Source organism: Streptomyces sp. RK62, from assembly GCF_018070255.1.
Taxonomy (GTDB): domain Bacteria; phylum Actinomycetota; class Actinomycetes; order Streptomycetales; family Streptomycetaceae; genus Streptomyces; species Streptomyces nigra.
In genome coordinates this window covers 1-19339 of record NZ_JAGPYD010000025.1, presented here as the reverse complement: position 1 = coordinate 19339, position 19339 = coordinate 1, and the positions used below count along the sequence as shown (strand labels likewise).

Below are 19339 nucleotides of genomic sequence, written 5' to 3'. Positions count from 1 at the left end.
CCGCCCTCAGACGATCGGGTCGTGGACGGTGACGAGCTTGGTCCCGTCGGGGAACGTCGCCTCGACCTGGACGTCGTGGATCATCTCGGGGATGCCCTCCATGACGTCGTCCCTGGTGAGCAGGGTCCGGCCGGAGGACATCAGCTCGGCGACCGTACGGCCGTCGCGGGCGCCCTCCAGGATGTGCGCCGTGATGAGGGCGACGGCCTCGGGGTGGTTCAGCCGGAGCCCGCGGGCCCGGCGCCTCTCGGCGACGTCGGCCGCCACATGGATGAGCAGCCTCTCCTGCTCGTGCGGGGTCAGTTGCACGGCGTCCCACCTCACAGTCCTCGCTCCGGACCTGCGGGGTCCGGTTGCCGACGCCCTCGGGCGGGGGCCCGACGACGTGGGTCGGCAGGCTAGTTGGACCGCGTTTCGGGCGCGTTAACCCCGCGCGGGGCCGGAGGGGGCGGCGTCGTCGTACCGCATGCTCATCAGGGCGCGCAGACCCTGCTGCAGGACGTCCACGGGCGCGGGCCCGAACAGGGACTGCTGGGCGATGAAGCCGAGCACGGAGGCGATCATCGTGCGGGCGACATGGTCCGGGTCCACGTCCTTCCGCATCAGCCCGGCCTCCTGGTAGCCCTCGACGATCCGGGCCCAGGCGGCGCGCACCGAGCCGTAGCCCTCGCGCAGGATGGCGGCGAGTTCGTCGTTGCGCAGGGTCTCCGTCCACACCTGGACGACGAGCCGGGGGAAGGCGGGCCTGCCGTCGACGACCAGGGACTCGCGGGCGGCGAGGGTGTGGCCGAGGACATAGGCGACGAGCTCGTCCGGCGGTGGGGGCGGGCTCTGCCGGGCGGCCTCCTCGAACGCCGCGCGGACCGAGCCGAGCACCTCGGCGACGATCGCGCCGATCAGCTCCTCCTTGCCCTTGAAGTAGCGGTAGACGGCCCCCGCCGAGAGGTCGGCCTCCTTGAGCACGTCCTGCATCGAGGTGGCGTGGAAGCCGTTGCGGGCGAAGCAGAGGGCGGCGCCGTCGAGGATCTGGCGGCGGCGTGCGTCGAGGTGTTCCTGGGATACGCGGGCCATGTCCTCAAGCTAAAACGAACATTCCTTCTTGACAAGCGCCGACATCGGGGAGCACGGTGGGATCACCAAAAACGAACGATCCTTCTTTTTGAGATCACGGGAGATCCCATGTCCTCGCCGTCCGCCACACCGCCCAGGAAGCCCGCACCCCGGCGCCTGGTCGCGGTGGTCGTGCTCGTCCCCGTACTGGCCGCCCTCGCGCTGTGGGCGTTCGCCTGGCCGGCCGCCCGCACCGCGCCGCGCGACCTCCCGCTCGGCGTGGCGGGGCCCGCCGCGGCCGTGACGCAGGTGGAGCGGCAGCTGTCCGCCCACGACGGCGCGTTCGACGTGCACCGCTACGCCGACGAGCCGGCCGCCCGCGAGGCCATCGAGGACCGGGACGTGTACGGCGCGGTCGTGGTGACGCCCCAGGGGCCGAAGCTGCTGACCGCGTCCGCCGCGAGCCCGGCCGTGGCCCAGCTGCTGCAGCAGGCGGTGGCCGGACAGGCGGCCGCCGAGGGGACGCAGGTGGAGACCGTCGACGTGGTGCCCGCGCCCGAGAAGGACCCGCGCGGCGCGGCCCTGAACTCCAGCGTGCTGCCGCTCGCCCTCGCCGGCCTGGCGGCGGGGGCCGCCGTCACCCTGCTGGGGCTGCGCGGTCCGGGCGCCGCGGGCGCTCTCGTGGGCGTGGCCGCCCTGATCGGCCTGATCGCCGCCGCGCTGGCGCACAGCTGGCTGGGCGTGATCACCGGTGACTGGTGGGCGGAGGCCGGGGTGTTCGCGCTGATGGCCCTCGCCGTGAGCGCCGCCGTCGCCGGGCTCGCCGCCCTCCTCGGCCCGGCGGGCATCGGCTTGATGGCCGCCACCGTCATGCTGATCGGCAACCCGTTCTCCGGGGCGGCGTCGGCGCCCCAGATGCTGCCGGAGCCGGTCGGCACGATCGGCCAGTGGCTGCCGCCGGGCGCGGGCACGACCCTGCTCCGGTCGGTGTCCTTCTTCGACGGCGCCGCGGCGGTCGGCCCCGCCCTCACCCTGACCTGGTGGGCCGCCCTCGGCCTCGGCGCGGTCCTCCTCGGAGCCCGTCTGAAGGCCGACGCCACCAGCCCGGAGCCGGCCCCCGCCCGGGAACCGGCCACCGCCGCCTGACCCGGCCCCGCGAACCGGCCGTGCGCCCCCGCTGTAGCGGACGGGGGCGCACGGCCTCGGCGTTTCCCGCGGCGTGACCACGCGAACGGCCGTACGTCCCGGTTCCGGCGGACGAGTTGATCGGCCGTCACCCGGGGGGCGCGCCGGCGCTGACGCGCCGTCGGGCGGGACGGGACCGTGCGCACGGGCGCTGGAGCGTGCGCCGCGCGTCCCGGACGGGCGGCGCCGCGCGGCTCGTGCCACGCCGGTGCCGCGCTCCGACAGTTGACGGCGCCACAGCCGCGTCCGGGACACGCCGCCCGGCTCCGAACGTCCGCCGACACGCCGAAACGGACCGAATGGCGTACCCCCCATCGGCGTATTCCGCACTCCGTCCACGCGCTCGAACGGCTTGCGTCAGGGACGGGACGCGCAGCCCGGGTTGAGCCTTCCGCCGCTGGTCCGGGGCTCATCGGGTATCCGTCGCCGTCCTCGAACGCAGTAGCGTCCACCCGAACGGGTGAGTGGTGAGTAACACCACAAATCCCCGGTTCCGTTGGGATTTTCGTTCTTCCGTGCGCCAAGATCCCTGACTGACGACAAGACCCCGCCGCAGCGGCGGGGCGATCCGGGCGGACGCCGAGTCCTGCCGCCGCCCGGATGACCGGTCGACAGGAGTGGATCGGCAGGAGTGGAGGACCCGAGCAAGACGGGTCGCCGGTACGGACGTTCGTTCGAACCGAGCAACCCTTGGGGTGAAGCCGCGACATTGCGGCCGGGCAACTTCGCCAGCCCGAATCCGACAGGTCATCCTTCACAGGCGGCTGACGAAGGGTTGCGCATGACTGCGCTCAATCGTGTCCCGTCGCTCATGGCCAGGGCCGGTACGGCCTCGGCCCTCACTCTCGCCGCGGTGGGCGGCTCGATCGTGACGCCCGGTCTCGCCTCGGAGGCGGAGGCCGCCACACCGGCGACGAAGGCACTTCAGATCGCGGCCTCGAAGAAGGGCTCCCCGTACAAGTGGGGCGCCACGGGGCCGAACCGGTTCGACTGCTCCGGGCTCACGCTGTACTCGTTCAAGAAGGCCGGCAAGAAGCTGCCCCGCACGGCGGCCCAGCAGTACAACAAGACCCGCCACATCTCCGCCTCGAACCGCAAGGCGGGGGACCTGGTGTTCTTCCACTCGGGGTCGTACGTCTACCACGTGGGCATCTACGCGGGTAAGGGCAAGATCTGGCACTCCCCCAAGAGCGGTGACGTGGTCCGGCTGCAGAAGATCTGGACCAGGAGCGTCTGGTACGGCCGGGTCAAGTGACCCTCGTGGGGGCGCCGACGGCGCCCCCACCCCCGCCGGCACCCTCCCGGGGCCGACGGGGGCGGAGCGGGCCGCGGGGCGCCCGGTGGGGCGCCCCGCGGGGCTGTGAGGGGGGGTCCTGCGGCGTCGCGACCGTGACCGGCGAGGCCGGTACGGTCCACGGCAGCTCGATGGAGACCGTCTTGCCGCCCTCACGGGTCGGCCACACCCGGAGCCGGCCGCCGCACTCGGCGGTCAGCCAGCGAATGATCACCATGCCCCGGCCGTTGTCCTGCTGGACGGCGGCCGGAAGCCGTTTGGGGAACCGGGGATGACTGTCGGTCACCCCGATGCGCAGCTGCTCGTCACGGTCGAGCTCGAGGTCCACCGTGAAGGTGGGCGACTGCCCGAGGGTGTGCTGTACCGCGTTGGTGGTGAGTTCGGAGACGATGAGCCGGATGGTGTCCGCCGTGTCCGTGTCCGACGGCAGTCCCCACTCGGCGAGTGTGGTGACCACATAGGACCGGGCCGCGGAGACCGAGGCGGGATCGCTCGGCAGAGTGACGGATGCTTCCAGATGGTCTGCCATGGCGACGTCGTCCCTTTCCCACGGGACCGCAGTCCGACACGGAGCGGAGGGTTCGAGTACGGTCCCGGACTGGTGCTTCGCCGCCAGACTGCCATCACCGCGGCGGTCACGGGTGGCGATCCGCCAAGATATGCATATATCTGTCGCTCGAAGCGGTGAACTCTGCGACGGCAGACCGTATTTGGGCGGCCCGGTCGGAGTAAGGAGTTGCCCATGCAGCACGGCCCGGCGGTACGCCGCCGGAAACTGGGCGCGGAACTGCGTGCGTTACGCACCGGGACCGGGCTCACCAGTGGGGAGGCGGCCCGCCTGGTGGGCTGGCACCAGTCCAAGGTGAGCCGTATCGAGACCGGTGCCAGCGGGGTGAAACCGGCCGATGTGCGCTTGCTGCTCGACGCCTACGGTGTCCGGGACGCGCGGCTGCGGGAGGTGCTGCTGGCGCTGGCCGGCTCCGACGCCGCCGGGCGGCACCACTGGTGGCACGCCTACCGGGGCGTCCTGCCGCCGGCGTACCGGGATTTCATCAGTCTGGAGTCCCAGGCGAGCGCGATGCGCACGCTGGAGACGTCCGTGGTGCCCGGCCTGTTGCAGACGCCCGAGTACGCGCGGGCGGTGACCCGGGCGGCGACGGGCGGGACGGACGACGGCACCGACGACCGGATCGACGCGCTGGTCGCGGTGCGGCTGGCCAGGCAGGAGGTGCTGCGGGCCGATCCGCCGCTGCGGTTCAGCGCGGTGCTGGACGAGGCGGTGCTGCGCCGGGAGGTCGGCGGTCCCGAGGTGATGCGGCGGCAACTGGAGCGGCTGGTGGAGGCGGCGCGGCTGCCCCAAGTCACCCTGCAGGTGCTGCCGTTCACGGCCGGTGAGCATGTCGGCGTCACCGGGCCTTTCGTTATCTTCTCATTTTCGAGCACTTCTGATCTGGATGTGGTTGTTCTCGACCACTTGACGAGTAGCCTCTATCTCGAACGGAAAGAAGACCTCCAGGCCTACACGGAGGCCTTCGACACCCTTCGGCTCCACGCCCTTTCGCCCGAGGAATCGCTGGATCACATCGCCGCGATAGGTGGCGGCGCGTAAGGAGGCACCATGACCGCACTGCCTCGGAACCTCAGGTCGAGCACCGAACTCCCGGACGCACGGTGGCTGCGCAGCAGCTACAGCACCGGGGCGAACAACTGTGTCGAGACGGCCCGGCCGCACGCGGGCCCCTGGACCGGCCTGCTGGCCGTGCGCGACTCCAAGGATCCGGCCGGCCCCGCGCTGCTCTTCTCCCCCGAGAGCTGGGCGGGCTTCACGGCCGCACTCCAGTCCTGACCGTTTCTGATCGTTTCTGCCCGTCCCGGTTCCGCCCGGCCGTGTCACGCCGACTCATGGTCGTGTCGTACCGATGACCTGTACAGCGCGTTCGATCTGCCCCTCGGAGAGGTCCGCGCGGGCGGTCAGCCGCAGCCGTGAGACGCCGTCAGGCACGGAAGGCGGACGGAAGCAGCCCACGGCGAGACCCGCCGCACGGCACTCGGCGGCCCACCGCACGGCCCCCTCCGGGGACGGCGCCCGCACGGAGACGACCGCGGCGTCCGGACGCACCGCTTCCAGACCCGCGGCCGTCAGCCGGGTGTGCAGCTCGCCCGCCACCGCCCGCGCCCGCGCGGCCCGTTCGGGCTCCCGGTCCAGCAGCCGCAGCGCCGCCAGGGCCGCGCCCGCCGCCGCCGGGGCGAGACCGGTGTCGAAGATGAACGTCCGCGCCGCGTTGACCAGATGGTCGATCACCCGGGCGGGGCCCAGCACGGCACCGCCCTGGCTGCCGAGCGACTTGGAGAGCGTGACGGTCGCGACGACGTCCGGCGCGCCCGCGAGCCCCGCCGCGTACGGGGCGCCCCGGCCTCCGTCGCCGAGGACCCCGAGACCGTGCGCGTCGTCCACGACCAGCCCGGCGCCGTGCTCCCGGCACACATCGGCGTAGGCGGCCAGCGGGGCGGCGTCGCCGTCGACCGAGAAGACGGTGTCGGAGACGACCACGGCGCGGCCGTCGTGCGTGCGCAGCGCCTTGCGGACGGCGTCCGGGTCGGCGTGGGCGGCGACCTGCGTGCTGCCCCGGGACAGCCGGCAGCCGTCGATGAGCGAGGCGTGGTTGCCCGCGTCCGACACGATCAGTGAGCCGTGCGGCGCGAGCGCGGTGACCGCGCCGAGGTTGGCCGCGTAGCCGGAGGAGAAGACGAGGGCCGCCTCGAAGCCGCAGAAGCGGGCCAGCTCGTGCTCCAGCTCCGTGTGCAGTTCCGTCGTGCCGGTGACGAGCCGGGAGCCGGTCGCGCCGCCGCCCCAGGTGCGCGCGGCGCGCGCGGCGCCCTCGACGACCTCGGGGTGCCGGGCCAGGCCCAGGTAGTCGTTGCTCGCGAGGTCGAGGAGCGGGGAGTCGGCGGGGCGGGGCCGCAGGGTCCGTACCAGTCCGGCGCGGCGGCGCTGGTCCGCCTGTCCGTCGATCCAGCCGAACGCCATGGCTCCTCCGGGCTTTTGTAGGCAGTGCACAGACACTAGCGGCCGGGACCGCCGCCCACGGTGTGGCAATACCCACACATCGAATCGACAGGGTTGTGCAAACTCACCTTGGCTCCGGCCCCCTCCGTACGTCAGGATCAGCTCCCATGGACCTGCTGAACACGCTGGTGGACAAGGGGCTTCGGCGCGAACTGCCGACCCGCGAGGAAGCGCTCGCCGTACTCGCCACTTCCGACGACGACCTGCTCGACGTGGTGGCCGCGGCCGGCAAGGTGCGCCGGAAGTGGTTCGGCCGGCGGGTGAAGCTGAACTATCTCGTCAACCTCAAGTCGGGCCTGTGCCCGGAGGACTGCTCCTACTGTTCGCAGCGGCTCGGCTCCACCGCCGGGATCCTCAAGTACACCTGGCTGAAGCCGGACGAGGCCTCGCAGGCCGCGGCCGCCGGGTTGGCGGGTGGCGCCAAGCGGGTGTGTCTCGTGGCGTCCGGGCGCGGCCCGACCGACCGGGACGTGGACCGGGTCTCGGAGACCATCAAGGCCATCAAGGACGGCAACGAGGGCGTCGAGGTGTGCGCCTGTCTCGGGCTGCTCTCGGACGGGCAGGCGGAGCGGCTGCGCGAGGCCGGCGCGGACGCCTACAACCACAACCTGAACACCTCGGAGTCCACGTACGGGGAGATCACGACCACCCACACGTACGCCGATCGGGTGGACACCGTGAACAAGGCGCACGCGGCCGGTCTGTCCGCCTGCTCCGGGCTGATCGCGGGCATGGGCGAGAGCGACGAGGACCTGGTCGACGTCGTCTACGCGCTGCGCGAGCTGGACCCCGACTCCGTGCCGGTCAACTTCTTGATCCCGTTCGAGGGCACCCCGCTCGCCAAGGAGTGGAACCTCACCCCGCAGCGCTGTCTGCGGATCCTCGCGATGGTCCGGTTCGTGTGCCCGGACGTCGAGGTGCGCATCGCGGGCGGCCGTGAGGTGCACCTGCGCACCCTGCAGCCCCTCGCGCTGCACCTGGCCAACTCGATCTTCCTCGGCGACTATCTCACCAGCGAGGGCCAGGCCGGCAAGGCCGACCTGGAGATGATCGCGGACGCCGGCTTCGAGGTGGAGGGCGCCGGCGAGGTCACCCTTCCGGAGCACCGGGCGACCGCGGGCGGTGGCGGCTGCGGCTCGCACGCGGGCGGGGGCTGCGGATCCCACGAGGGCGGCGGATGCGGGTCCCACGAGGGCGCCGGTTGCGGTTCGCACGCGGACGGCGGGGTGTGCGGTACGGCCGCCGCCGAGCCCGCCGCGCCGGCCGCCGAGCCGCGCACCGATCTGGTCGCCGTACGGCGGCGGGGCGCCGGGACGGACCTCGCGCCCAATGCCTGATCTGCCCGGCCTGAGCATGTCCGCTCTGAGCGTGCCCGAGCTGCTGGACCTCGACCGGCGGCACGTCTGGCATCCGTACGGCCCGATGCCCGGCCGCGCCGAACCGCTCGTCGTGGAGTCGGCGAGCGGGGTGCGGCTGCGGCTCGCCGACGGCTCGGGCGAGCTGGTCGACGGCATGTCGTCCTGGTGGTCGGCCATCCACGGCTACAACCACCCGGTGCTCAACGAGGCGGCGCACGAGCAGCTGGCGCGGATGAGCCATGTGATGTTCGGCGGACTCACGCACGAGCCCGCCGTACGCCTGGCGAAGCACCTTGTCGACATGTCTCCCGAGGGTCTGGAGCATGTCTTCCTGGCCGACTCCGGGTCGGTCTCCGTCGAGGTCGCCGTCAAGATGTGCCTGCAGTACTGGCGTTCGCTGGGCCGGCCCGGCAAGCGGCGGCTGCTGACCTGGCGCGGCGGCTACCACGGCGACACCTGGCAGCCGATGTCGGTGTGCGACCCCGAGGGCGGGATGCACGAGCTGTGGTCGGGCGTGCTCCCGCGCCAGCTGTTCGCGGACGCGCCCCCGGCCGAGTACGACGAGGCGTACGCCGAACGGCTGCGGTCGCTGATCGAGCGGCACGCGGACGAACTGGCGGCGGTGATCGTGGAGCCCGTGGTGCAGGGCGCGGGCGGGATGCGGTTCCACTCCCCCGCGTATCTGCGCGTGCTGCGCGAGGCGTGCGACGCGCACGGCGTGCTGCTCGTGTTCGACGAGATCGCGACCGGTTTCGGGCGCACGGGCGCGCTGTTCGCGGCGGACCACGCGGCGGTGACGCCGGATGTGATGTGTGTGGGCAAGGCCCTGACCGGCGGCTATATGACGATGGCGGCGACGCTGTGCACATCCCGCGTCGCCGACGGCATCTCGCGCGGCGAGGTCCCGGTGCTCGCCCACGGCCCGACGTTCATGGGCAACCCGCTGGCGGCCGCCGTGGCCTGCGCGTCCATCGAGCTGCTGCTCGGCCAGGACTGGCAGGCCGAGGTCCGGCGCGTCGAGGCGGGCCTGCGGGCCGGTCTGGCGCCCGCGGCTGACCTGCCGGGCGTCAAGGACGTACGGGTCCTCGGCGCGATCGGCGTCGTCCAGCTGGACCACGAGGTGGACATGCGGGCGGCGACGGCGGCCGCCGTGCGCGAGGGCGTGTGGCTGCGCCCGTTCCGCGACCTCGTCTACACGATGCCGCCGTACGTCACGGGCGACGCGGACGTCGCACGGATCGCCCGCGCTGTGTGCGCGGCCGCGGGAGAGGGCTGACATGCCGGTACTGATGGTCACGGGCACGGGCACGGAGGTCGGCAAGACGGTCACGACCGCCGCGGTGGCCGCGGCGGCGCTGGCCTCGGGCCGTACGGTCGCGGTGCTCAAGGCCGCGCAGACGGGCGTCGGACCGGACGAGGACGGTGACGCGGCCGAGGTCGCGCGGCTGGCCGGTCCGGTGACGACGGCCGAACTCGCCCGCTATCCCGAGCCGTTGGCTCCGGCGACGGCGGCGCGGCGGGCGGGCCGTGCACCGGTCCGTCCGGCGGAGATCGCCGAGGCCGCCGCGAAGCTGGCCGCCGCGCACGATCTGGTGCTGGTGGAGGGGGCCGGCGGGCTGCTCGTCCGCTTCGACGAGGCGGGCGGCACCCTGGCGGACGCGGCCGAGCTGCTGGCGGCACCCGTCCTGGTGGTGGCGTCGGCCGGCCTGGGCACCCTGAACACGACCGAGCTGACGGCCCGTGAGCTGCGGCGCCGGGGGCTGGACCTGCTCGGTGTGGTCATCGGCAGCTGGCCAGGCGAACCGGATCTGGCGTCGCGGTGCAATGTGGCCGACCTGCCGGAGGTGTCGGGGGCGCCGCTGCTCGGCGCGGTGCCCGCGGGCGCGGGCGGGCTGCCGTCCGCCGGCTTCCGCGCCTGCGCACCGGAGTGGCTGGCCCCCCGGCTGCTCGGCCGATGGGACGCGGACGCGTTCCGGGAGCGGACGGGGCTGTGAGCGGCGCTTGAGGCGGCGGGGGGACGGGCTCTGACCGGGCAGGGAGGCGCGGATGCGCGAACCGGACGGGATGCTGAGCGGGCCCTGACACGACGGGGGCGCACAGCAACGGGGCTCTGAGCGGGGCTTTACTCAGCGGAGGCGCACACTGGACGGGCCCTGACGCAGCGGACGGGCTCTGAGCGGGCAGGGACGCGCGGATGCGCGAAGCGGGCGGGGCTCTGAGCGGGCAGGGGCGCGGCGGATGCGTGAAGCGGGGGTGCGTCCGCCGCGTTCGGGGGAGAATCGGGAGTGAGTCCCGTTCTCCCGGGAGGTCCCATGGCCCTGCGCTCCGCCCGTGCGGGCACCCGTCCACGCGACGCCGTGCACCATCCGGTGTTCGCCCGCTACTACGCCCGGGCGAGCGTCGGCGCCGAGACCCGGATGGGCCTGGCCCGGATCCGGGAGCGGCTGCTGGGCGGGCTGTCGGGCCGGGTGCTGGAGATCGGCGCCGGGAACGGCCTGAACTTCACCCACTATCCGAGCACCGTCTCCGAGGTCGTCGCCATCGAACCGGAGCGCATGCTGCGGCGGTTGGCCGTGGAGGCCGCGCTGCGCGCCGAGGTGCCCGTGGACGTGGTGCCGGGCACGGCGGAGGCGCTGCCGGTCAAGAGCGAGGGCTTCGACGCGGTGGTGCTGTCGCTGGTGCTGTGCAGTGTGCGGGACGTGCCGCGGGCCCTCGCGGAGGTGCGCAGGGTGCTGCGGCCCGGCGGAGCCGTACGGTTCTTCGAGCACGGCCGGGGCGGCGGGCCCGCGATGCTGCGCACCCAGCGGGTCCTGGACCGGACGGTGTGGCCGCTGGTCAGCGGCGGCTGCCATCTCTCGCGCGACCCGGTGGCGGCGCTGCGGCAGGCCGGCTTCGAACTCGGCCCGTACCGGCGGCTGATGGTCCCGGAGAACGGGCCGGTCCTTCCGGCGTCGTACTGCACGCTGGGCACGGCGTGGCGGCCACCGGCCGACGAGGCGTCAGCCGGGCGGTAGGACCATCACAGGCTCCAGCTCTCCAGTTCCCGCGCGATGTCCTGGACCGACGCCTCGCCGCTGTGCACCAGACGGGCGAGGTCGCGCACCTGCTCGGGTGAGGTGACGACCTTCAGGCCGCTGGCCACGAGGTAGGCGTAGGCGACCGCGGAGGCGAACATCGCGTTGGAGCGCTCCAGGGCGGGGACGTGGACGAGGAGTTGCAGCAGTGAGGCCGCGCGGGCCTGCGGGCTGTCGTACACGGGGACGTCGAATATCTCGGCCTGATGGCGGGCGACGGCGGCGACGAGGGCACCCCAGTCGGTGACCCGGGGGTCGCCCGGTGTGCGCTTCTCGGCGACCATGAGCAGCCAGGCGAGATCGATGGTCAGCTGGCTCAACGGATCAGTGGCGCCCTTCGCGCGGGCCCTCGCGGTCGGCCCCGAACTCGTCGGCGAACACCGACTCGTACTGCTTCATGAAGTCCGCGGCGGCCTCCACGAACGTATGACCGACCTCGCCGGTGTCCTGGCGGACCAGCTCCTCGATATAGCGGTTCACGCTCATCCCGCGGGCCAGGGCGCGTTCGCGGGCGGCGCGGGCCGTGCCCTCGTCCACTCTCACGTTCAGCTGGGTCTTCGCCATACTTCGAAGCTAGCGCGCGGGTGCTAGCACGGCAAGCGTCCCCGGGCGGCGGAGTGTGCCCCTTACACCGGTCTCGGGGCCCCCACCTGGGTCGGAGACGGCGCGGCACCGCAGGAGGATACCCGGTGTGCGGTGGATCACATTAGGCTCGGCGGCGACGAGAAGGAGCGGCGTCCCGGCGGCCGTCGTGGCGTCCCATGAGGAGGCGGCCTTGTCCACAGCAGCTGCGCAGTACGTCCCGGGTCCCGCGCCGGCCGGCGGGGTGGCGGCCCGCGCCCGCGATCTGACCAAGGCGTACGGCTCGGGCGAGACCACCGTGCTCGCCCTCGACGCGGTGGACGTCGACATCGCGCGCGGCCGGTTCACCGCGGTGATGGGGCCCTCGGGGTCCGGGAAGTCCACGCTGATGCACTGCCTGGCCGGTCTGGACGACGTCTCGGCGGGCCGGGTCTGGCTCGGCGACACCGAGATCACGGGGCTGAAGGACCGTGAGCTGACCCGGCTGCGGCGGGACCGGATCGGGTTCATGTTCCAGTCGTTCAACCTCATCCCGACGCTGACGGCGGCGGAGAACATCACCCTGCCCATGGACATCGCCGGCCGCAGACCGGACGAGGCGTGGCTGGACCAGGTCATCGACACGCTCGGGCTGCGTGACCGGCTGCGGCACCGGCCCTCCCAGCTGTCCGGTGGCCAGCAGCAGCGTGTCGCCTGCGCCCGCGCGCTCGCCTCGCGCCCGGAGCTGATCTTCGCCGACGAGCCCACCGGAAACCTGGACTCGCGGGCGGGCCTGGAGGTGCTCGGGTTCCTGCGCGAGGCCGTCGACCGGCTGGGGCAGACGGTCGTCATGGTCACCCATGACCCGGGCGCCGCCGCCCACGCCGACCTGGTGCTCTTCCTCGGCGACGGGCGGATCGTCGACGAGATGCCGCAGCCCACGGCGGAGGCCGTGCTGGAGCGGATGAAGCGGTTCGACGTGATCCGCGGCGCGTCCGAGGACGGCGGGCGCGCTCCGGGCGGCGTCGAGGCCGGGGAGGGCCCGGCTCTCGGAAAGGGCTGACCGGTGCTCAAGGCGACGCTCAGGAGCTTCCTCGCCCACAAGGGGCGGCTGGCGCTGTCCGCGCTGGCGGTGCTCCTGTCAGTGGCGTTCGTCGTGGGCAGCCTGATCTTCTCGGACACCGTCGGCCGTACCTTTGACCGCCTGTTCGCATCGACGGCCGCGGACGTCACCGTCACCCCGAAGGAGTCCTTCGACGAGACGATCCCCTCCGGGCGCACCCCGACGCTGCCGGCCGCGCTCGCCGGCCACCTCGCCCGGGTGGACGGTGTCGCGGCGGCCCGCGCAGAGGTCGACGTGGACGGCATCACCGTCGTCGACGCGGACCGCGAGCGGGTCAGCCCGACGTCGGGCGCGCCGACCCTGGCCGCCGTCTGGAACCCGACGGACCGCAGCCCCGTGGAACTCACCTCCGGGCACGCGCCGCGCGGCGACGGACAGGTGATGCTCGACGCCGACACCGCCGATCGGACGGACGTGCGGGTCGGCGACCGGCTCACGGTCATCGGGCCGCGGGGCTCCTTCCCGGTGCGGGTCGTCGGCATCGCGACCTTCACCACCACCAACCCCGGTGCGGCCCTGGTCTTCTTCGACACGGCGACCGCCCAGAAGCGGCTGCTCGGCGACCCGGACGCGGCCACCTCCGTCTCCGTGGACGCGGCCGACGGCGTCCCGGACCCGGAGCTGAAGCGGCGGGTCGTGCAGGCCCTCGGCGCCGACGCCGACGCCTACGAGCTGCGCACCGCCGACGAGCAGGCCAAGTCGGACGTCGAGCGGCTCGGCACGTTCCTCGACGTCATCAAGTACGTGATGCTGGGTTTCGCCGGGGTCGCCGTCCTGGTGGGCGTGTTCCTGATCGTCAACACGTTCTCCATGCTGATCGCCCAGCGCACCCGGGAGCTGGGGCTGCTGCGCGCGCTCGGCGCGGACCGCCGCCAGGTGCGGCGCTCGGTCCTCACCGAGGCCCTGCTGCTGGGGCTCTTCGGCTCGACGGCGGGGCTGGCGGCCGGCATCGGCCTCGCGATCGGTCTGATCGAGCTGATGGGCCTGCTCGGCATGCGCATCAGGACCGGCGAGATGGTGATCGGCTGGGGCACCCCGGTGGCCGCGTACGTCGTCGGGCTGGGCGTCACGTTCGTCGCCGCGTATCTCCCGGCCCGGCGGGCGGCCGGGGTGTCGCCGATGGCGGCCCTGGCGGACGCGGAGATCGCGGACGTGGGGCGGCCGCTGCGGCTGCGCGCGGTGGCGGGCTCGGTGGTCGGGGCGGCGGGGGCGGCCGCGCTGGTGGGTGCCGCCGTGTCCTCGGAGACGTCGACGGCCGCGTCCCTGCTGGGCCTCGGCATCCTGCTCACGCTGGTCGCCGCGGTCGTCGCGGGTCCGCTGCTGGTGCGTCCCGTCATCCGGGTGCTCGGCGGCGCCTTCCCGGCGCTGTTCGGGCCGGTCGGCCGGATGAGCCAGCGCAACGCCCTGCGCAACCCGCGCCGTACGGGGGCCACCGCGGCGGCGCTCATGATTGGGCTCGCCCTGGTCGGCGGGATGTCGGTGGCCAGCGCCTCGATGACACAGTCGTTCGACCAGCAGATCGACAAGACGCTCGGCGCCGACTTCGTCGTGCAGGACGGCAACTTCGTGCCCTTCCCCCGGGAGATCACCGACCGGATCCGCGGCACGGAGGGCGTGGGGCTGGTCGTCCGCTCGCAGGTCACGACGATCGCGCTGCGGCTGCCCGACGGCGACCGGGTGCGGACCACCGCCGCCGGGTACGAGCCCGAACTCGACGAGGTCGCCCATCTCACCTACGCGCGCGGGGACACGGCCGCCGCGCTCGCGGACGGGCATCTCGGGATGGACCGGGAGTTCGCCGAGGAGCACGGGGTACGGGTCGGCAGCGCGGTGCCCGTCGAGTTCCAGGGCGGCCGTCAGGCGCGCCTCACGGTCAGCGCCCTCACCGACCAGGAGTCCACCGAGGGGTTCGGCACCCAGGGCGGTGTGTTCTTCGGCCTGGCCACGCTGGAGAAGTACGCGCCGGGCGGCCAGGACGCGGCCGTGTACGTGAACGGCGCCCCCGGCACGGACGCGGACGCGCTGCGGGCCGCTCTGGAGAAGGCCCTCGAGCCGTATCCGCAGGTGCAGGTCAGGGACGTCGCCGACTACAAGGAGCTGGTGCACGACCAGATCGCCGTCCTGCTGTACCTCGTGTACGCCCTGCTCGGCCTCGCGATCGTCATCGCGGTGCTCGGCGTCGTGAACACGCTCGCCCTGTCGGTGGTGGAACGGACCCGGGAGATCGGGCTGCTGCGGGCCATCGGGCTGGCCCGGCGCCAGTTGCGCCGGATGATCCGGCTGGAGTCGGTGGTGATCGCCGTGTTCGGCGCCGTCCTCGGGCTCGCGCTGGGGCTGGTGTGGGGCGTGTGCGCCCAGCAGGTGCTGGCCCTGCAGGGCATGACGGCGCTGGCGATCCCCTGGGGCACGATCGTCGCGGTGGTGATCGGCTCGGCGGTGGTGGGGGTCGTGGCGGCGCTGTTGCCCGCACTGCGCGCCTCACGGATGAACGTGCTGGACGCGATCGCGCACGAGTGACCGCGTACGGCGTCCACATACCGGAAACTCCTGCGGCGCCCCGGGCCCGATGGTGGGATCGGACCATGGATGATCTTCGTATGCGTCCGGCCACGGCCGGCGACCTGGACACCGTGCTGGCCTTCTGGAAGACGGCGGCCGAGGGCACCAGCATCAGCGACGACCGGGACGGCGTGGAGCGCCTGGTCGCCCGCGACCCCGAGGCGCTGATCCTGGCGGAGCGGGACGGCGAGCTGGTCGGCACGGTGATCGCGGGCTTCGACGGCTGGCGCTGCCATCTGTACCGGCTGGCGGTGCACCCGGACCGGCGCCGGCAGGGCATCGGCTCGGCGCTGCTGGCCGCCGCCGAGGACAGGTTCGTGACGCTGGGCGGCCGGCGCGGCGACGCGATGGTGCTGGAACGGAACGCGCGTGCGCATCATGCCTGGCGCGCAGCGGGGTACACGCCCGAGGACCAGTGGCGGCGGTGGGTGAAGCACTTCACCGACTGACCGCTTTGCCGATCCTTTACTATTGGAGCGCCACTTCGGTCCTCCAGTGAAAGGTGTGAGCCTCCGCCCATGGGCGAGCCTCCCAGTTTTAGATATCGCGCGTTCGTTCCCTCCCTGTCCGACCATGGGACGGAGGTGACCCGATGACCGAAGTGCTCCTCCTTCTGGTGGCGATCCTGCTCTCGCTCGCGTGCGGCGCGTTCGTCGCGGCGGAGTTCTCCCTGACGACCGTCGAACGCAGCGAGCTGGAACGCGCGGCGGAGCGCGGCGAGCGGGGCGCCGCGGGCGCCCTCAAAGCCGTACGGAATTTGACGTTCCAGCTCTCCGGCGCGCAGCTCGGCATCACCGTCACCAACCTGGTCGTCGGCATGCTCGCCGAGCCGTCCATCGCCGCCCTGCTGGCGGGCCCGCTGAAGTCCATGGGGGCCTCCCCCTCGACGGCCAGCTCGATCGCGCTGGTCATCGGTACGGCCCTGTCGACGGTCGTCCTGATGGTGGTCGGCGAACTCGTCCCGAAGAACTGGGCGATCTCCTCCCCGCTGGCGGTCGCCAAGCGGGTGGGCAGCGCGCAGCGCTGGTTCAGCGCCGTCTTCCGTCCCTTCATCACGCATCTGAACAACACGGCGAACCGCATAGTGCGCCGGATGGGCGTGGAGCCCACCGAGGAACTGGCCGCCGCGCGCGGCCCGCAGGAACTGGCCGCGCTGGCCCGGCACTCCGCCCGCGAGGGCGCGCTGGAGCCGGACACCGCCGAACTGTTCGTGCGGACCCTGAACCTGGCCGATCTGACCGCCGAGAACGTGATGACCCCGCGTGTCCAGGTCGTCGCCCTAGACGCCCAGGCGACCTGCGAGGACGTGGCGAACGCGACCCGGGCGACCGGCCTGTCCCGCTTCCCGGTCTACCGCGACACCCTGGACTCGGTGGTGGGCACCGCCCACATCAAGGACATCCTCACGGTGCCCGCCGAGGAGCGGCCGCGCACCCCGGTCTCCGAGCTGATGCGCGAGCCCCTGCTCGTCCCGGCCACCCTCACCGTCGACCGGCTGCTCGACCGGCTCTCCGGCAAGCGCACCATGGCCGTCGTCATCGACGAGTACGGCGGCACCGCGGGCGTGGCCACGCTGGAGGACATCGTCGAGGAGGTCGTCGGCGAGGTCCGCGACGAGCACGACCCGCACGAGACCCCCGACATCGCGCCCGCCGGCACCGACCCGCAGGGACGGCCGCTGTACTCGGCCGACGGCTCGGCGCGCACCGATCAGCTCGCGCGCGTCGGCCTGAAGGTGCCCGAGGGGCCCTACGAGACCCTGGCCGGCCTGGTCGCCACCGAGCTGGGCCGGATCCCCACCGTCGGTGACACGGTCGAGGTCGCCGGATGGCGGCTGGACGTGGTGGGCGCCGCGGGCCGCCGGGCCGCGCGGGTGCTGCTGCACGCCCCGCTCGAGACACCCTCGGAGCACGAGACGCAGGAGGACGGGCGATGACCGCCGTACAGCTGTTCATCGGCCTGCTGACGCTGGTCGTCAACGCCTTCTTCGTGGGCGCCGAGTTCGCGCTGATCTCGGTGCGCCGCTCGCAGATCGAGCCCTACGCCGAGCAGGGGGACCGCCGCGCCAAGAGCGTGATGTGGGGGCTGCGGCACGTGTCCGCGCTGCTGGCCGCCGCACAGCTCGGCATCACCCTGTGCACCCTGGTGCTCGGCATCGTCGCCGAGCCCGCCATCGCGCATCTGCTGGAGCCCGTGTTCCACGCGATGGGTGTCCCCGCCGGCGCCGGTCACGCGGTCTCCTTCGTGATCGCGCTGACCCTGGCCACGTATCTGCACATGCTGCTCGGCGAGATGGTGCCGAAGAACATCGCCCTGGCCGAGCCGGTCCGCAGCGCCCTGCTGCTGGGCCCGCCGCTGGTCACGCTGTCGCGGGCGCTGCGCCCGGTGATCTTCACGATCAACGCGTTCGCCAACGCGCTGCTGCGGCTGCTGCGCGTCGAGACGAAGGACGAGGTCACCGCGACCTTCTCGGACTCGGAGCTGGCCCAGATGGTGCGGGACTCGGGCGAGGCCGGTCTCATCGACGAGCGTGCGCGCGAGCGCCTGCACGACGCGCTGGAGCTGGGCCGCCGTCCGGTCCGCGACGTGGCGCTGCCGCTGGAGCGGGTCGTCTACGCGCACGTCGGCATCACCCCGCAGGAGCTGGAGGAGCTGTCGGCGCGGTCGGGTTTCTCGCGCTTCCCGGTGGTCGACTCGGGCCGCCGTATCGTCGGCTACCTCCACGTCAAGGACGCGCTCGACGCCTCCCCGCGGGACGCGCCGTTCCAGATCCGGGACATGCGGCCCATCGCCCGCGTCCGGGAGAGCACACCGCTGGACGACGTGCTCACCGCCATGCGGGGCAGCCGTACCCACCTCGCGGCCGTCCTCGGCGCCGACGGACGGCTCGCCGGCCTGGTGACCATGGAGGACGTGCTGCGGGAGCTGTTCGGGCAGCGCGCCTGACGGCGCTGACGGAAGGGATTCCCGGGCCGACCGACCGCTGGGTATGGAGCCCGGGATACCATTTCCGTCGCCATGCAGACGAATCCCACTCACAGCAGCCTTGTCGCCGTCGGCGACTCCTTCACCGAGGGCATGTCGGACCTTCTTCCGGACGGTTCGTACCGGGGCTGGGCCGATCTCCTCGCCGGCCGGATGGCCGCCCAGACGCCCGGCTTCCGGTACGCGAACCTCGCCGTGCGCGGGAAGCTGATCGGGCAGATCGTCGACGAGCAGGTCGATGTGGCGGCCGCGATGGGCGCCGACGTGATCACGCTCGTCGGCGGACTGAACGACACGCTGCGCCCGAAGTGCGACATGGGCCGGGTGCGCGGCCTGCTCGAGGAGGCCGTGGAGAAGCTCGCCCCGGCCTGCCGGCAGCTGGTGCTCATGCGCAGCCCCGGCCGGCAGGGGCCGGTCCTGGAGCGGTTCCGGCCCCGTATGGAGGAGCTGTTCGCCTGCGTGGACCAGCTGGCGGAGCGGCACGGCGCGATCGTCGTCGACCTGTACGGGGCACCGTCGCTGAGCGACCCGCGCATGTGGGACGTCGACCGGCTGCATCTCACGGCCGAGGGACACCGCCGGGTCGCGGAGGCCGTGTGGCAGGAGCTCGGCTACGACCCGGACGACACCGAGTGGCGTACGCCGCTGCCGGCCACGGTGCCACCGCGCTGGGTGGCGCGCCGGATCGCGGACGCGCGCTTCGCCCGCCGGCATCTGCTGCCCTGGATAGGACGGCGCCTGACCGGGCGGTCCTCGGGCGACGGACTGCCGGCGAAGCGGCCGGAGCTGCTGCCGTACGAGGGGCCTTCCGCGTAGGGAGTCCCTGTGGTCGTGACGACGCCCCTGCCGTGCCTCTCGGGCGTGGCAGGGGCGTCGGGGGCTTTCTAGCGGCGGGCGGTGGCCCGGTTGCGGCGGTACAGGGCCGTGCCGGTGATCAGCAGGGCGCCGCTGGCTGCGATGCCTCCGACGATGCCGCCGGAGCCGGTCTCGGGCAGGTGCGGGCGCTCCGGCCCGGCGGGCGGGGTCCGCGAGGGCGCGGGGCTGGGCTCGTGGGGCGTGGGCGTCGGGGAGGCGGGGTGGGTG

The 19339-nt window shown here is 73.1% G+C and carries 20 protein-coding genes, 1 pseudogene and 1 riboswitch; of the genes and pseudogenes, 14 read left to right on the top strand and 7 right to left on the bottom strand.

The genetic code is table 11. The features are described 5' to 3' along the window. Window positions 1–6 precede the first annotated feature (6 nt). Window positions 7–309: an urease subunit gamma gene (locus KBY32_RS33365; protein ID WP_055622481.1), complete on the bottom strand. Its 303-nt coding sequence runs from the start codon at window positions 307–309 to the stop codon at window positions 7–9. A 114-nt stretch (window positions 310–423) separates the two neighbouring features. Then, window positions 424–1071 carry a TetR/AcrR family transcriptional regulator gene (locus tag KBY32_RS33360; protein ID WP_210982711.1) on the bottom strand — a complete coding sequence of 216 codons (648 nt, stop codon included), beginning with the start codon at window positions 1069–1071 and terminating at the stop codon, window positions 424–426. A 108-nt stretch (window positions 1072–1179) separates the two neighbouring features. Here KBY32_RS33360 and KBY32_RS33355 point away from each other — a divergent pair, with 108 nt between their 5' ends. Continuing rightward, window positions 1180–2196, top strand: a complete 1017-nt coding sequence (locus tag KBY32_RS33355) for an ABC transporter permease (RefSeq protein ID WP_210982710.1) — start codon at window positions 1180–1182, stop codon at window positions 2194–2196. 606 nt (window positions 2197–2802) lie between these two features. Next, a riboswitch (cyclic di-AMP (ydaO/yuaA leader) is annotated at window positions 2803–3013 on the top strand. 3 nt (window positions 3014–3016) lie between these two features. After that, complete coding sequence (locus KBY32_RS33350) at window positions 3017–3490, top strand: C40 family peptidase (RefSeq protein ID WP_055622360.1); 474 nt, start codon at window positions 3017–3019, stop codon at window positions 3488–3490. A gap of 112 nt (window positions 3491–3602) precedes the next feature. On the opposite strand, the pseudogene KBY32_RS33345 reads toward KBY32_RS33350, so the two are convergent. After that, window positions 3603–4058, bottom strand: a pseudogene (locus KBY32_RS33345) (ATP-binding protein); the annotation flags it as partial. Between the two features lie 213 nt (window positions 4059–4271). On the opposite strand from KBY32_RS33345, the gene KBY32_RS33340 reads away from it, so the two are divergent. Together KBY32_RS33340 and KBY32_RS33335 are read left to right on the top strand one after the other, a co-directional pair. Beyond that, window positions 4272–5138: a helix-turn-helix transcriptional regulator gene (locus tag KBY32_RS33340; protein ID WP_055622362.1), complete on the top strand. Its 867-nt coding sequence runs from the start codon at window positions 4272–4274 to the stop codon at window positions 5136–5138. 9 nt (window positions 5139–5147) lie between these two features. Further along, entirely contained in the window at window positions 5148–5375 is a 228-nt protein-coding gene (locus KBY32_RS33335) for a DUF397 domain-containing protein (protein ID WP_055622363.1), read from the top strand. Window positions 5376–5429: 54 nt separating this feature from the next. Here KBY32_RS33335 and KBY32_RS33330 read toward each other — a convergent pair whose 3' ends face one another. Then, window positions 5430–6557 (bottom strand): 8-amino-7-oxononanoate synthase, encoded by a 1128-nt coding sequence (locus KBY32_RS33330; protein ID WP_210982709.1) that lies wholly within the window; start codon window positions 6555–6557, stop codon window positions 5430–5432. A 146-nt stretch (window positions 6558–6703) separates the two neighbouring features. On the opposite strand from KBY32_RS33330, the gene bioB reads away from it, so the two are divergent. The 4 genes from bioB to KBY32_RS33310 all read left to right on the top strand — a co-directional run bounded on the left by bioB (window position 6704) and on the right by KBY32_RS33310 (window position 10968). Further along, the gene (bioB, locus tag KBY32_RS33325; RefSeq protein WP_055622365.1) at window positions 6704–7933 is read left to right on the top strand and encodes a biotin synthase BioB; all 1230 of its coding nucleotides are present in this window, start codon (window positions 6704–6706) and stop codon (window positions 7931–7933) included. 16 nt (window positions 7934–7949) lie between these two features. After that, window positions 7950–9230: an adenosylmethionine--8-amino-7-oxononanoate transaminase gene (locus KBY32_RS33320; protein ID WP_210982743.1), complete on the top strand. Its 1281-nt coding sequence runs from the start codon at window positions 7950–7952 to the stop codon at window positions 9228–9230. A 1-nt stretch (window position 9231) separates the two neighbouring features. Continuing rightward, entirely contained in the window at window positions 9232–9948 is a 717-nt protein-coding gene (bioD, locus tag KBY32_RS33315) for a dethiobiotin synthase (protein ID WP_210982708.1), read from the top strand. Window positions 9949–10266: 318 nt separating this feature from the next. Next, on the top strand, window positions 10267–10968 hold the full coding sequence (locus tag KBY32_RS33310; RefSeq protein WP_210982707.1) for a class I SAM-dependent methyltransferase: 702 nt from the start codon (window positions 10267–10269) through the stop codon (window positions 10966–10968). A 5-nt stretch (window positions 10969–10973) separates the two neighbouring features. Here KBY32_RS33310 and KBY32_RS33305 read toward each other — a convergent pair whose 3' ends face one another. Both KBY32_RS33305 and KBY32_RS33300 read right to left on the bottom strand, forming a co-directional pair. Further along, entirely contained in the window at window positions 10974–11348 is a 375-nt protein-coding gene (locus tag KBY32_RS33305; protein WP_055622368.1) for a hypothetical protein, read from the bottom strand. Between the two features lie 4 nt (window positions 11349–11352). Continuing rightward, window positions 11353–11592, bottom strand: a complete 240-nt coding sequence (locus tag KBY32_RS33300; protein ID WP_055622369.1) for a hypothetical protein — start codon at window positions 11590–11592, stop codon at window positions 11353–11355. 211 nt (window positions 11593–11803) lie between these two features. Here KBY32_RS33300 and KBY32_RS33295 point away from each other — a divergent pair, with 211 nt between their 5' ends. The 6 genes from KBY32_RS33295 (at window position 11804) to KBY32_RS33270 (ending at window position 19072) form a co-directional block, all read left to right on the top strand. Further along, on the top strand, window positions 11804–12652 hold the full coding sequence (locus KBY32_RS33295; RefSeq protein ID WP_055622483.1) for an ABC transporter ATP-binding protein: 849 nt from the start codon (window positions 11804–11806) through the stop codon (window positions 12650–12652). 3 nt (window positions 12653–12655) lie between these two features. Next, entirely contained in the window at window positions 12656–15229 is a 2574-nt protein-coding gene (locus KBY32_RS33290) for an FtsX-like permease family protein (protein WP_210982706.1), read from the top strand. 65 nt (window positions 15230–15294) lie between these two features. Further along, window positions 15295–15720, top strand: coding sequence for a GNAT family N-acetyltransferase (locus tag KBY32_RS33285; RefSeq protein ID WP_055622371.1), 426 nt, complete (start codon window positions 15295–15297; stop codon window positions 15718–15720). Window positions 15721–15863: 143 nt separating this feature from the next. Then, window positions 15864–17207, top strand: coding sequence for a hemolysin family protein (locus tag KBY32_RS33280; RefSeq protein ID WP_210982705.1), 1344 nt, complete (start codon window positions 15864–15866; stop codon window positions 17205–17207). Then, window positions 17204–18217: a hemolysin family protein gene (locus tag KBY32_RS33275; RefSeq protein WP_210982704.1), complete on the top strand. Its 1014-nt coding sequence runs from the start codon at window positions 17204–17206 to the stop codon at window positions 18215–18217. Before KBY32_RS33280 ends, KBY32_RS33275 begins: the two co-directional genes overlap by 4 nt. Before the next feature lie 72 nt (window positions 18218–18289). Beyond that, window positions 18290–19072, top strand: a complete 783-nt coding sequence (locus tag KBY32_RS33270; RefSeq protein ID WP_115509077.1) for an SGNH/GDSL hydrolase family protein — start codon at window positions 18290–18292, stop codon at window positions 19070–19072. A gap of 68 nt (window positions 19073–19140) precedes the next feature. On the opposite strand, the gene KBY32_RS33265 is transcribed toward KBY32_RS33270, so the two are convergent. Continuing rightward, window positions 19141–19339, bottom strand: a 199-nt coding sequence (locus tag KBY32_RS33265) for an LPXTG cell wall anchor domain-containing protein (protein ID WP_210982703.1), incomplete at its 5' end; no start/stop codon positions are given.